The sequence below is a fragment of the Syntrophobotulus glycolicus DSM 8271 genome (assembly GCF_000190635.1).
Taxonomy (GTDB): Bacteria; Bacillota; Desulfitobacteriia; order Desulfitobacteriales; family Syntrophobotulaceae; genus Syntrophobotulus; species Syntrophobotulus glycolicus.
In genome coordinates this window covers 682,195-695,035 of record NC_015172.1, presented here as the reverse complement: position 1 = coordinate 695,035, position 12,841 = coordinate 682,195, and the positions used below count along the sequence as shown (strand labels likewise).

12 protein-coding genes are annotated in these 12,841 nt (G+C 45.2%); 1 reads left to right on the top strand and 11 read right to left on the bottom strand.

The window, feature by feature from the left end; genetic code table 11:
- Positions 1-79 precede the first annotated feature (79 nt).
- From SGLY_RS03630 to SGLY_RS03620, 3 genes are all read right to left on the bottom strand, one after another.
- A complete protein-coding gene (locus tag SGLY_RS03630) occupies positions 80-1,162 on the bottom strand; it encodes a 6-phosphofructokinase (RefSeq protein WP_013623942.1) in 1,083 nt (360 codons plus the stop codon).
- A gap of 49 nt (positions 1,163-1,211) precedes the next feature.
- The gene (gene hisZ / locus SGLY_RS03625) at positions 1,212-2,381 is read right to left on the bottom strand and encodes an ATP phosphoribosyltransferase regulatory subunit (RefSeq protein ID WP_013623941.1); all 1,170 of its coding nucleotides are present in this window, start codon (positions 2,379-2,381) and stop codon (positions 1,212-1,214) included.
- 69 nt (positions 2,382-2,450) lie between these two features.
- Positions 2,451-2,822, bottom strand: coding sequence for a YerC/YecD family TrpR-related protein (locus SGLY_RS03620; protein WP_052298595.1), 372 nt, complete (start codon positions 2,820-2,822; stop codon positions 2,451-2,453).
- 200 nt (positions 2,823-3,022) lie between these two features.
- Here SGLY_RS03620 and SGLY_RS03615 point away from each other — a divergent pair, with 200 nt between their 5' ends.
- Positions 3,023-3,580 carry a hypothetical protein gene (locus SGLY_RS03615; protein ID WP_013623939.1) on the top strand — a complete coding sequence of 186 codons (558 nt, stop codon included), beginning with the start codon at positions 3,023-3,025 and terminating at the stop codon, positions 3,578-3,580.
- A gap of 137 nt (positions 3,581-3,717) precedes the next feature.
- On the opposite strand, the gene SGLY_RS03610 is transcribed toward SGLY_RS03615, so the two are convergent.
- The 8 genes from SGLY_RS03610 to SGLY_RS03580 all read right to left on the bottom strand — a co-directional run bounded on the left by SGLY_RS03610 (position 3,718) and on the right by SGLY_RS03580 (position 12,837).
- Positions 3,718-4,833 carry a VanW family protein gene (locus SGLY_RS03610; RefSeq protein ID WP_013623938.1) on the bottom strand — a complete coding sequence of 372 codons (1,116 nt, stop codon included), beginning with the start codon at positions 4,831-4,833 and terminating at the stop codon, positions 3,718-3,720.
- An 8-nt stretch (positions 4,834-4,841) separates the two neighbouring features.
- Complete coding sequence (locus SGLY_RS03605; protein WP_013623937.1) at positions 4,842-5,672, bottom strand: PRC-barrel domain-containing protein; 831 nt, start codon at positions 5,670-5,672, stop codon at positions 4,842-4,844.
- 61 nt (positions 5,673-5,733) lie between these two features.
- Positions 5,734-7,530, bottom strand: a complete 1,797-nt coding sequence (locus tag SGLY_RS16950; RefSeq protein WP_052298594.1) for a hypothetical protein — start codon at positions 7,528-7,530, stop codon at positions 5,734-5,736.
- 498 nt (positions 7,531-8,028) lie between these two features.
- Entirely contained in the window at positions 8,029-8,202 is a 174-nt protein-coding gene (locus tag SGLY_RS17365; RefSeq protein WP_013623936.1) for an oxoprolinase family protein, read from the bottom strand.
- A gap of 307 nt (positions 8,203-8,509) precedes the next feature.
- The gene (locus SGLY_RS03595) at positions 8,510-9,892 is read right to left on the bottom strand and encodes a citrate/2-methylcitrate synthase (RefSeq protein ID WP_013623935.1); all 1,383 of its coding nucleotides are present in this window, start codon (positions 9,890-9,892) and stop codon (positions 8,510-8,512) included.
- An 80-nt stretch (positions 9,893-9,972) separates the two neighbouring features.
- Positions 9,973-10,497, bottom strand: coding sequence for a DsrE/DsrF/DrsH-like family protein (locus SGLY_RS03590; protein ID WP_013623934.1), 525 nt, complete (start codon positions 10,495-10,497; stop codon positions 9,973-9,975).
- 403 nt (positions 10,498-10,900) lie between these two features.
- On the bottom strand, positions 10,901-12,253 hold the full coding sequence (locus SGLY_RS03585) for an aminotransferase class V-fold PLP-dependent enzyme (protein WP_013623933.1): 1,353 nt from the start codon (positions 12,251-12,253) through the stop codon (positions 10,901-10,903).
- Positions 12,254-12,282: 29 nt separating this feature from the next.
- Positions 12,283-12,837, bottom strand: coding sequence for a manganese catalase family protein (locus tag SGLY_RS03580; RefSeq protein ID WP_013623932.1), 555 nt, complete (start codon positions 12,835-12,837; stop codon positions 12,283-12,285).
- Positions 12,838-12,841 lie beyond the last annotated feature (4 nt).

Below are 12,841 nucleotides of genomic sequence, written 5' to 3'. Positions count from 1 at the left end.
CTACATTAAAGCGTTAAACTACTTTGAAGTATAACAGGAGTATTCACCTTTGTAAATACTCCTGTATCCCAATTCTCCGTCAGTCCCCGAATTTGATCCCGATTTGCCGGGCTGCCAGGAGAACCTGATTGTCCGCGTCCACCCGCTTCAGCTCCCTGATCGCCTCTTTTAAAGGAACAGTTGTGATCTCCTGCCCTTTTAAGGCCACCATGGTATTGAACTTTTTCTCCAGCACCGCCTGCACCGCAGCCGCACCATAACGGGTAGCCAGGATTCGGTCAAACGCATTGGGAGAACCTCCCCTCTGCAGGTGGCCCAGTACAGTCACTCTTGTCTCCAGGTCAATCAGAGATTCCAGATCGCCCGCGACTTTAGCTCCGATACCGCCCAGCCTGATCGGGTCCGGGCGGTCTTCCTGCCTGCGTTCAATAACCATTTCCCCGGTTTGTGACCTCGCCCCTTCAGCAGCGACAATAATACTGAATTTTTTATGGTTTGCCACCCGGTCTTGTATAGCCTGCACCACCCTTGCCAAATCATAAGGGATTTCAGGAAGCAGAATAATGTCCGCCCCGCCCGCTATTCCGGCGTAAAGGGCGATCCATCCCGCATAGCGTCCCATGACCTCCAGGATCATGACCCTGTGGTGGGATTCCGCCGTTGTATGCAGCTTGTCCAAAGCGTCCCGGGCCGTCTCCACCGCTGTCTGAAAACCAAAGGTTAAATCCGTTGCCCGAAGATCATTGTCGATGGTTTTGGGAACCCCGATGACCCGGAGTCCCTGTTCCGTCAGCTGGGAGGCGATCGCTAAGCTGCCATCGCCCCCGATCGCGATCAGACTGTCGATCCCCCGGTCGGAGAAATTTTTCAGAATCTGGCCGGAGCAGTCTTTCTGGACCTTTTTACCGTTTTCCTCTATGAAATAAGAAAATGGATTGTCCCGGTTGGTCGTGCCAAGAATCGTTCCCCCGCGCGGCAAAAGACCGGATACATCTTTCAGCCCGAGCGGAAAAAAATCCCCCTCCACTGCTCCTTTAAAGCCATCCCTGACCCCGACCACAGCCAGGCCCTTGTGATGCGCGGACCGGACTACCGCCCGGATCACAGCGTTCAGACCCGGGCAATCTCCCCCTCCGGTCAGTACGGCGATCTTCTCACTCATCTCCCGCCCCCCTTGCTTTCTTATGTTCATCGTCTTTTTCTTTCAATTTCTAACCGCGTTTCCGAAATTTACTGACATTCTCCACATCAACTATCCCTTTTTGGGAAGCCACCCTTAAGGCATCCTGTTCACTGATAAAATCCAGGGCCATCTCCACTTTTTTGCCGCCCTTGCGCAATTCACGGGTCCGTTTGATCACATCACTTGGAGACTGTCCGAAAACGAGGACATCCACACTGTCCAGTTCAAATTCTTCAATCTGTTCGGCAATCATATCCAGATTTACGGCAAAACCGGTCGCCGGCAAATTACGGCCAAAATCGGCGTACAGGCGGTCATAGCGCCCCCCCTCCAAAACCGGAACCCCCATCCCCGGGATATAGCCTTCAAAAATTGTCCCCGTGTAATAAGAAAACCCTCTCAGAATACCAAGATCAAGCTGGACGGAATTGCGCACCCCAAATTCCTGCAGAAAAACAAAAATGGTCCGCAAAGTTTCCACCGCTCTCCGGATTGTCGGGATTGCGCACCAGCCCTCCAGCTTTTCCAAAACATCTTCTCTGCCGGTTAAGTGCGGCATGGATAACATAAATTGTTTGCACAGATCAGGCAGGCTGCTCTGAGAAACCGTCTTCTCCAGTTTGACCATGTCCTTGCGTCCGATCCCATCCTCAAGCTCCAGTCTCAGCTCATCCTCGATCTGAAACTCCTCGACCAGGCCGGTGAAAATCCCCATATGTCCGAGATTGAGCTGAAACCCGCCGGCTTGCAGAGCCTTCATCAGCTCCATCGCAAGTGCAATGACCTCCGCATCCGCAAGGTCAACCCCGGAACCGACCAGTTCCACCCCGATCTGCCGGAATTCCCGGTAGCGTGAAGGATCATTCCTGAAAACATCCCCGCTGTAACAGAGACGCAGAGGAAGCAAAGCTTCCGTTTTTCCGGTTGTCAGCATCCGGGCAATCGGAGTTGTAAATTCCGGCCTTAAAGCGATAATCTGCCCGTCCTGATTAAAAAATTTAAAAAGATCATCCTGCTGATTGGGGTCCGGCTCGACACAGGCCTTATATTCGAGGGCCGGTGTTAACACCTTTCTGTATGACCAGCTTTTCAGCAAGCCAATCCCCTTCAGTTCCAATTCCTCTAAAAGAGCCAGCTCTTCGGGAAGCCTGTCTCTCATCCCTTCCGGTATCTTCAATCCCAAAGCTGAACGCTCCATGCTGAACACTCCTTTTTGTCCTTGATCTCATTTTGTTCTATTTTTTCGGTATTCAATTCTCCACAATCCTTACTCTTTTCTTTCCTGTCCGGTCTTTCCGGAGCTCTTTTCTTTCTCGCCCAGCCTTTCCAGAATCATGGTATAACCGTCCGCTCCCAGAGTCAGATACCTTTTTACCCTGCTGATTGTGGCCGAGCTGGCTCCGGTAACCTCAGCGATTCTGGAATAAGTCACATTTTCCTGCAGCATCTTGGCTACCTCCAGCCGCTGGGCGAGAGCCCGGATTTCGGCCACTGTCGCCAAGTCATGAAAAAACCTGTAACACTCATCCTTGGTTTGAAGAAGGAGAATCGCATCGAACAAGGCATCATTAAGCCCGTCCTTTAATCGTTCGTCCAGACTCACAGTCCTTTCCTCCTTGAGAATAAAGATATCTTTCATACTTTAATCTATTAAAGTATGAAAGATCTGTCAAGTCTGTATCGGCAGAATTTTTTTTACAAATGGAGATTGTCGCATTTTTATGCCTGCCCTTGTTTGTTTACTTATGTGTTTTTTAACAGCAAAGCCATGTGATCTTATGGAATTTTCCGAACTGCATGATATCATTAATGTGAATATTTTTTAGGAGTTGTTTATCGATGAAAACTGGTCGTATCGGAAAATTGATCTTTATCCTGTTATTTCCGTTGATTTGTTCAGGTTGTTCCTCCTCTCCACAAGATATCCAGGCCGTTATAGAAAATTATTACACGACAAACGATAAAAACAATAAGGGCCAATTGCATATCCTGAATGTATACGAAAAAGATCATCGTACATATGTGCTTGCAGAGAAATACAGAGGCGATGGACATCTTCCAATAGATTTATTTATTATTGACGAGGGAGAAGCTGTTTTTGTGTCAAGTGGTGACTCAGTTATGAGTCCCTGTTTTTCATTGTACGAGGTAACTCTGGACGGGAAAACAATTGTCTATGGGGATTACAAGGATACAAAGTGGGTTGCCAGCTCTGATCAGGTAATTGATGTTAATCTGAAAGGAATTGAAATTTCATTCCAAGACAACACCGTTTTAAGAGAAAATTTTACCCAGAAAAATTCGTTTCTTTTTGTCATAGATACAGAAACGGAAATCTCGGACGCCAAGGTCTATGATGAAGCCGGTATCGTCAGCACCTTGTCTGATCTAAGGTAAAAAATATCGTATCTGCGGGAGCTGACACTACCGCACAGAAAAGGATGCCCGGAAAGCTTTTTTTGCTTTTGGGGCATCCCCATATTTAGTCTGCTTTTATCCGATCTCCGGCGCAAAATCTCCGGCCGTTCAGGCGGTTATTTTTCCCATTTGGCCAAAGATGCCGGATAGCCTTCCGGAAATTCCTGCACGGGATGATTGGAATCGGCCAAACCGATGAGCTGCGTTCTTAACCAGTTATCTCCGGTCCTGGCCTTAATTAATAAATAGCCCCTTGTATCGTTTTTAAAACGGAAATCCAGCAATCCATAGGCGACTGTCGCATCTTCCCCTGTCGGCACATAATTTACCGCTAATGTATGAGTATGCCTTTCCAATATCGGCAAATTAGCCCGGAGGACCGCCTGATACAAAGTACTTGAATCCTGGCATATCCCCCCTCCGTCACCCAGCAGCACTGTCTTATTCACATAGATATATGCCTTCTTATAACCGGCTACCTCAGTTCGTTCCCCCACAACCCGGTTAAAGGAGAATTCTTCTCCGGGTGCCACCAATGTATTGTTCAGCGCATTAGCGGCTAAACGCAAATTATTTGCTCTATTCAGATCACCGGGATTAAAAAATGTGGTGAAATCACCCAGGATTTCATTTACTGATGCCAATTCCTGTTTCGTCGGACGCACATTGAGCGGCTCGACAACCAAAGAAACCGGCCGGTTGGTATAACTTGCTCTCAGCTTTTGCCATGAGCCTTCCACATCAAGTCCATAACCTGTTTCTTCCGGCTTGATGACCGACTGTTCTCCCTCGTCAATAAACTGCGCGGGAAAAGCAGGCCGGTCAATCTCTTTCTTAATCATTTCCAATTGCGGGATGATCTCTTCCCCCAACAATACATCAGGAAGGATTTTTTCTCCCGTGTGCTTTTTCACATATTCAGCGACCTTTTCCAGCCATACAGATCCTTCAAAGCGGTATTGTTTTTCCAGCCAGCTCTTCGCATTTTCCCTTGAATCCACTATGGATAGCTTGTACACCTGTCCGTTATAAACAACTTCTTGCGGCATGATTGCTTCTATTTGCTCCCAGGCCTCATCCTTACTATAGCCCTCCAGATTCAACTGCCCGACCCTGACGCCATAAGGAGCTTGCTCATGATCAAAGGCATAAGCTGTTGCAATGCCTATTCCGACTGTGATCGTCATCTGTAAAACTAAAAACAGTAAGATCAGCAAATACCTTTTTTGCATAAATTATATTATCCCTTTTCTAAATGTGAAGTAACCTCCATCAACGTTGCTCTTGTCTTTATTTTTCCTATTGTATCGCTTGTAATGATCTGACCGATAGGCAGGATATCCCCATTATCAAGCTTGATATTTCTGACGACCTTTTTCCCGACAAAATACTGAAGCTGGCGCTGTTCAAACAGGTTAAACCCATCATTAGGACTATTCTCGGCGCTGTCGCTGGTTGCTGCGGCTTCGGTGATACCCGGAGGAGCTGGTATTTCCTGCTCTTCCTGCACTTCCTGAACCTCCTGCACTTCCTGCGCCTGAATTTGGGGCGGCAATTTGTCTTCAATGACGGCTTCCTGCCCGAAAGACTTATTTTGCCTTGATCCGTCGTTCACAATCAGCAAATTTTCTCCGTACGTAACAATTGACTCAGCATTAATCTCTTTCTGTTCTTTGGTCTTATCTTCATAAACACATTTATTGATCTTTCCGGTTTCTTCATCAAAATAGATTTCAGTCACCTCACCGATAATCGTTCCTTTTATCGTCAGGACCTTAGCTCCGATCACCTTTACATTCTGATCGATCAATTCCAGTACTTGACTGTTAGAAATAATATTTTGAATCACCTTTTGATCAGGTATCGTTATGGCAAATTCCCCCAACCCTTGAATATCCTTAAAAGCAATCGCTTTTGTGCGCGCTCCTATAGAATCGGTCTGTTTATCAATAATAAAAAAGTCCAATAATCCGCCTGCCGGATTTAAAACCAGGTCTTTCACTGTACCTACCTGAGTGCCTTCCGCAATACTAATGATTTTCAACCCTATAATTTCCTTAATCGATTTCAAAACAAAAATCCTCCTTTGTTTGATCATATACATCGTATTCATAATATTATTTTATAAAAACTCAAGGTTTTTTTAACCACTTTTCAAAGTTTTCCTTCATGCCGGAGGGCAAGGTATCTTTGTATTCTAAACAATATTGATTCAATCTCCTGATTATCCTATTGGGATCACCCGCAGCCACACACATGTCATAGGCATCAATAATCAAATAATAGGCCAGATCCGGGGCAGGCCTTAAGTCCAAAGCCTGAACAAACAGCTCTGCCGCTTCATGGAATGATCCTCTGGATTTAGCCGCAAAACCTGAATCGATCAGATCCTCGACATTCACTGGCTTCGTGCTTTGTTCCTTGACATCCTCCGTCTCTTCCTCGGACTCCTCGGTTTCCTCTCCAAGCTCTTCTGTCTCTTCCTTGGATTCCCCGGTTTCCTCCCCAAGCTCTTCGATCTCTTCCTCAGATTCCTCGGTTTCCTCTCCAAGCTCTTCTATCTCTTCCCCAGATTCCTCGGTTTCCCCTCCGAACTCTTCTGTCTCTTCCTCAGATTCCTCGGTTTTCTCTCCAAGCTCCTCGATCTCTTCCTCAGATTCCTCGGTTTTCTCTCCAAGCTCCTCGATCTCTTCCTCGGACTCCTCGGTTTCCCCTCCGAGCTCCTCTATCTCTTCCTCGGATTCCTCGGTTTCCTCTCCAAGCTCTTCTATCTCTTCCTCAGACTCCCCGGTTTCCCCTCCGAGCTCCTCTATCTCTTCCTCGGATTCCTCGGTTTCCTCTCCAAGCTCTTCTATCTCTTCCTCAGACTCCCCGGTTTCCTCTCCAAGCTCTTCGATCTCTTCCTCGGACTCCTCGGTTTCCCCCCCGAGTTCCTCTATCTCTTCCTCGGACTCCCCGGTTTCCTCTCCAAGCTCTTCGATCTCTTCCTCGGACTCCCCGGTTTCCTCTCCGAGCTCTTCTGTCTCTTCCTCGGGCTCCTCAGTTTCCTCTCCGAGCTCTTCTGTCTCTTCCTCGGGCTCCTCAGTTTCCTCTTCTCCGAGTTCCTCTATCTCTTCCTCAGACTCCCCGGTTTCCTCTCCGAGTTCTTCTATCTCTTCCTCGGACTCCCCGGTTTCCTCTCCAAGCTCTTCGATCTCTTCCTCAGATTCCCCGGTTTCCTCCCCAAGCTCTTCGATCTCTTCCTCGGACTCCTCGGTTTCCTCCCCAAGCTCTTCGATCTCTTCCTCAGATTCCTCGGTTTCCTCTCCGAGCTCTTCTGTCTCTTCCTCGGACTCCTCGGTTTCCCCTCCGAGTTCCTCTATCTCTTCCTCAGATTCCTCGGTTTCCTCTCCGAGCTCTTCGATCTCTTCCTCAGATTCCTTGGTTTCCTCTCCAAGCTCTTCGATCTCTTCCTCAGATTCCCCGGTTTCTTCTCCATGCTCTTCGATCTCTTCCTCAGATTCCTCTTTTTCCCCTCCGAGCTCTTTGATCTCTTCCTCAGATTCCCCGGTTTCCCCTCCGAGTTCCTCTATCTCTTTCCTGATTTCCTCTGCCATTATTTCCGGGAGTACGGCCGACTCTCTCTCCTCAAACATTTTTGTCAAATCTTCAAAGTCAAGTGGACTTATCCCTATTGCTTCAGTTTGCTTCTGTCCATAGTATTTATAAATGATCATACTTAAGATCACAAGATAACTGATCACCGCGAAAACCCAAAGCCAAACAAAATTCTTAATTAAAAACACCGGGAACAGGACAGTCCCCAGACACATGAATAGATCACAAGTGATAACAACCTTAGCTGATAATTTTAAACGGTGAGAAATATAATATGAACAAATCAGGAAAAGCACGCTGCATATTACTGCCGTGATGATATAAACTTGCACTACAGACATCCTTAATCTATATAAATTGAATAATTTTGAGGTGATTCAGATCAACGGTTTTGAAAATACGCATCTCAGTAATCAAATATTTTCTTCACAAACTATATCTTTTGACTTTTGGTTTTCATCCCGTTTTAGTGCTATGTAGGGTTAATGTTTCGACAAGATTATCTATTTTCCTTCTTCTGTCATTCAGCCATATCAGAAAAATTGGTTTTTATTTTAAATCCTTCTCAAATATGCCTCTCATCCTTCCAGTTAAAGAATAAAATAAAGGCAACATATGATTTTCCTGCTGCTGCGAAAAATCATATATTGCCTATTTGTTTCTGCCTAAAAAACATGATACCCATACATATCATGTTTTTTTCTTAATCATCATCTGTCCAGATGGTATTCTTTTCAGTTTCAGGAAGATATCCTTCCCTATGGAATCTTATGCTCCAGTCCTGTATTCCTATGTCATGTTCTCTACAATGATTCTTTTGAATATTCTCCTTATTCCTGGCTCAATATCCGTATCGCTTCCAGCAGCTTCTCTTCAAGCTGCTTAAACCTGTCTGCCGTATGGCTTTCCCCTTTTTGTCTGTATATGATATGCTCAGCCTGGGCCAAAATTCTCAATTCATCCAGCATAGCAAGACTTTTATCCAGTTCTTTAAATATATTCATGATTACATTCTCACTTTTTTGTCAAAAATTCTCTTCGTGCAAGCGCCATAAAATCCTTTTAGTATATAAGACCTAAATAATCCAGAAATTTAACTGTTGTTCTCTTTCATCCCTTGATAAAAGAAGCAGAAAGAAATAATAAAATTGTATATTATAAATAAACAATTTTATTATATCAGAACATATAAAGACAATCTATCACTTTTTTCAACAAAATAATCATTAAACTAATGAAATCCTTAATAGATTGTCAACAGATTGTCGACAACCTATTAAGGACTATTTAGGTTGATCAGATGATTAAAGCTTATTTTGCACAATTCCGCTGATTGATCGGAATATACTGCTGACGAGGCGCTACACTCTTATAGGCCGGTCTGATGATCTTGCCTGAGTTGACAATTTCTTCGATCCGGTGCGCGCCCCAGCCGGAAATTCTCGCGATGGCAAAGATCGGAGTAAACATTTCCACCGGAATATTCAGCATTTTATAAACAAAACCGGAATAAAAATCGACATTGGCACAGACTACCTTGCTGCCCAAATTGTTTTTCGCGATGACCAGCGGAGGCGCCAATCTCTCTATACTCGCATAAAGGTTATATTCCTTGGAAAGTCCTTTTTCACTGGCCAGCTTGCCTGCATAATCCTTAAGAATCAGTGCCCGCGGATCGGAAATCGAGTAAATGGCGTGTCCGACTCCATAAATCAGCCCTGATTTATCAAAAGTATCCTTGGAAAGAATCTTCGAGAGGTAATTTGTCAGCTCTTCATCATCCTCCCAATTTCCCACATTTGCTTTAATATCTTCAATCATTTGGATGACCTTAATATTTGCTCCCCCATGTCTGGGGCCTTTTAAAGAGCCCAGAGCAGATGCGATTACGGAATAGGTATCCGTTCCGGTGGATGTAACAACATGGGTTACAAAAGAAGAGTTATTTCCACCGCCATGCTCGGCATGCAAAACCAAAGCCAAATCAAGAAGATCAGCTTCCAATGGAGTGTACTGCATATCCGGCCTAAGCATATAAAGAATATTTTCCGCTAAGGAAAGCTGGGGATTGGGGCTGTGAATATAAAGACTTTTATTTCCATGATAATGGGAAAACGCCTGGAAACAATAGACAACGATTGAAGGAAATAGAGCAATCAGCTTCAGGCATTGCTGCAGGACATTTCTAATTGAGGTATCCTCAGGATTGTCGTCATAAGAATACAAAGCCAGGACACTTCTGGCCAGCCCATTCATGATGTCCTTGCTGGGGGCCTTCAGGATCATATCCCGGGCAAACTCTTCAGGTAGCCTTTGGTAGTTGGCCAAAAGGGAAACGAACTCCTCCAGTTCTCCTTTTGTCGGAAGACCTCCGAAGAGCAGCAAATAAGTAATTTCTTCAAAGCCGAATCTTTTGTCGGTCATAAACCCGCGCACGAGATCATTGACATCATAACCGCGGTACCGCAGCCTGCCTGGTACGGGAACCATCTCATTTTCATCTAAAATATAGGAATGAACATCCCCGATTTCCGTCAGTCCGACCAGAACCCCTCTCCCGTCCTGATCCCTCAGCCCTCTTTTTACGTCATATTTACTATAAAGATCCTGCTTGATATAATTCCGTTTTTGCGCAATATTACATAAATTGTCCAGTAATTTTTCTTCAAATTTCAGAAATTTACCGTTTTCCATTTTCATTCTTCCTTTATCTTGTTTTTAAGCAATACTGGATTATTATTGTAATTCAATTTTATCATAGGTGTCAATCCGTCTTAAATAAAAAGCTGGACATCCGATTCCATCGCATCCCGCAGATATTCCTGAGCTGTCAGGATCTTCACATCGGGCAGCATCTCATCTAATTGCAGTCCCATGACCTCCATAGCCAACTTGCAGGCGTAGAAGTTAATGCCCTTGTTTTGGGCACCCTTTAAAAAATCCCCCAAGACCGGAGCCTCATTATCCTTCATCATCTGCTTGAGCATGGCTTTCCCCATACCAGCCATATTCATGTTGGATAAGGGCAGGTCTTCAGGACCGGCAGGGGCCATTAATCCAAACATTTTTTCATAAGTATTCTTATCTTCCATGTGCATTTTCTGAGGATCGCGGATCAAGCAAAGTCCCCAAAAAGTAAAAAAAATACTTACCTCAATATCCATTTCTTTTGCTGAGTTGGCGAGGATCAAGGCTGCCAGGGCCTTATCATATTCACCGCTGAAAAGAAGGAGACTCAATTTTTTTCTCTCTCCGGCCTGTCCTTGTTCTTTGACCTGACCTGTCACATTTTCTTCCATTTCAACACCGCCTAACCAATTGGTTTTCTGCATAATCTCTAAATCAGACTATTTCCATGAAATTAGTTTCGGTTATTGAACAGGTGTTTATACTCAGCAGACTAAATTTTTCTTCTCCAAATACTCCCTGCGTTGTTCACTATTCACGGACAAAAATAGAACTCAACAATCCAATCCGCCCTCTTGCTGAGTTCTTTAAATGTATTCTTTTTTTACTTATATCTATTCGGGTTGTTATTGGATTTGTTTACCCTTCTATCGTTTAAAAATAAAAAACTTGTCGGTGTTTTTAGGTTATCTTCATCTTATCGTTATGTAAGATTATTGTAAGAAATCCATCTTGGACGTTCGGCAATGGGAGAGTCTTATAAGAATCCTGTTGATGTCTCCGGCTCTATCTTGATCAGCTGTACTTCCGCAAATACATCCTTCTGTTCCGGCTGACCTTTTCCAGGAGGGACAAGAGAACATCCACTTCTCTCCGTTCGTTATATAAGCCAAAGCTTACCCTGACCATCCCCGGTTTCTGTTCTCCCGGACTGTTGATCATTCTGACGATATCCATGTTCGGCACTTTGAGCAGCCTATGGATATAAGGATGGGCGCAAAAGCAGCCGTTGCGGATGGCTATCCCCGCTTCACCGGCCATAACTCCGGCCATTGTTTCATGAAATATTCCTCTTACATTGAAAGGAATGATCCCAAGCCGTTCATCTCCTGTCTCCCGAACATAGATATCGAGATGGGGAATACTTTTCATCCCTTTGAGCAAATAGTCCGCCAAATCCTTTTCATGCCTGCCGATATTGTCCATTCCGATCCCCCGGAGGGTTTTTATTGCCGCGTCCAAAGCCACTACTCCCATCAGATTTGGTGTTCCGGCCTCTTCCTTGGCCGGAGGGGGATTCCATATCACATCCTCATGAGTGACGACCTGTACCGTTCCCCCTCCCGTAATATCGGGGTCCCCGGGAACAAATGTATCCTTGGGGCCGATCAGGACCCCTGTCCCAAATGGGGCGTACATTTTATGAGCGGAGAAGACCAGGTAGTCTATATGCCTTTTAGACCCGTGTTCCCGCATGTCAAACGGCAGGTGCGGGATCAACTGGGAGCCGTCTACCATGATTTTTGCCCCGTATTTATGCGCCGTCTCCGCTATTCTGTGTACAGGATTCACATAGCCGGTGACATTTGAGGCTCCCGATACGGTCACCAGCTTTACCCGGCCCGCGTATTTCTGCAGCTTATTTTCTAAATCACTTAAGTGGAGCCTCCCCCATTGATCAATTTCCACATAATCCAGCGCAAACCTCCCCCGCCAGGGCAGATCATTGGAGTGATGCTCCATGCTTGTGGACAGCACAACCCCCTTTTTTTCAGGGGAAAACCTGCTCTTTTGTTCATCAGAACCGGAGCATAGCCGAAAAGCCAGTTTATTAATTGCTTCAGTCGCATTCTTGACAAAGATCGCAGTATCCTTGCGGCTGTCGGCGCCGACAAAATCCAGCACCGTTTGGCGGGCCTCTTCAAACTTTTCAGAGGACAGCGCCGATTTATACCCGGCCCCCCGGTGTATTGAGGAATAATAAGGGGCAAAAGCGTTGATCTCCTCCATGACCCTTACTAAAGGAGGTGTTGTCGCCGCATTATCAAAATTGATTGCCGTCACCTGCTGACCATTATGTAAAGGAACAAGGGTATCAACTCCGATGACAAGGTTTCTGTAACTTGCTTTCGACATCAAAAGCCTCATGACAAGCCTCCTTTGCTTTTGGTTGTCCGCTATTCAATAATTCTGATGCTCATTTTATACTCATGAATTAATGCCGAAAACTTTTCATTGCTCCCGCCCTGCAGCAAGAGAAGCTTAGCTTTCCTGATCAGTCTTTGATGAACCTCTTCCCTGTTCACCAGAAAAAACAGAATTTTATGTACAGCGGGGTCCTGAATCAAATCAATACTGTTCATGTATTCCTTTTTGGCGTAAAACTCAGACTCCTCATTATGTTCCAGCATTTCCACCTCGCTTCCCGTCTGAATCACATGGTTCATTTCCCAGCCAGTCTTTTGACGGTCAAGATAGTCCGGGTGTTCTCCGCTTAGTTTATAAATCACATTTTCCAATAACTCCAGATGTCCCAGCTCTTCGGCAGCAATCATGCCCATTAAGTCTCGGATGTAGTTATTGGTCATCTTTGATTTATGATTGAGATACTGTATTGCGGTGGATAATTCCCCGAACTTCCCCCCATAACTCTCCCGCAGGATATTTGCCGCATCGGGATCTTTTCTTTCAATGGCGACAGGAAAAAAGAGCCTTCTTTGGTAACTGAACAACCTG

Bases quoted from the DNA above. Each gene is read 5' to 3' on its own strand.
- SGLY_RS03595 (WP_013623935.1), bottom strand. From the start codon at position 9,892: ATGGAAAACGGTAAATTTCTGAAATTTGAAGAAAAATTACTGGACAAT.
- hisZ (WP_013623941.1), bottom strand. From the start codon at position 2,381: ATGGAGCGTTCAGCTTTGGGATTGAAGATACCGGAAGGGATGAGAGAC.
- SGLY_RS03585 (WP_013623933.1), bottom strand. From the start codon at position 12,253: ATGAGGCTTTTGATGTCGAAAGCAAGTTACAGAAACCTTGTCATCGGA.
- SGLY_RS03590 (WP_013623934.1), bottom strand. From the start codon at position 10,497: ATGGAAGAAAATGTGACAGGTCAGGTCAAAGAACAAGGACAGGCCGGA.
- SGLY_RS03610 (WP_013623938.1), bottom strand. From the start codon at position 4,833: ATGCAAAAAAGGTATTTGCTGATCTTACTGTTTTTAGTTTTACAGATG.
- SGLY_RS03630 (WP_013623942.1), bottom strand. From the start codon at position 1,162: ATGAGTGAGAAGATCGCCGTACTGACCGGAGGGGGAGATTGCCCGGGT.
- SGLY_RS17365 (WP_013623936.1), bottom strand. From the start codon at position 8,202: ATGAATATATTTAAAGAACTGGATAAAAGTCTTGCTATGCTGGATGAA.
- SGLY_RS03615 (WP_013623939.1), top strand. From the start codon at position 3,023: ATGAAAACTGGTCGTATCGGAAAATTGATCTTTATCCTGTTATTTCCG.
- SGLY_RS03620 (WP_052298595.1), bottom strand. From the start codon at position 2,822: ATGAAAGATATCTTTATTCTCAAGGAGGAAAGGACTGTGAGTCTGGAC.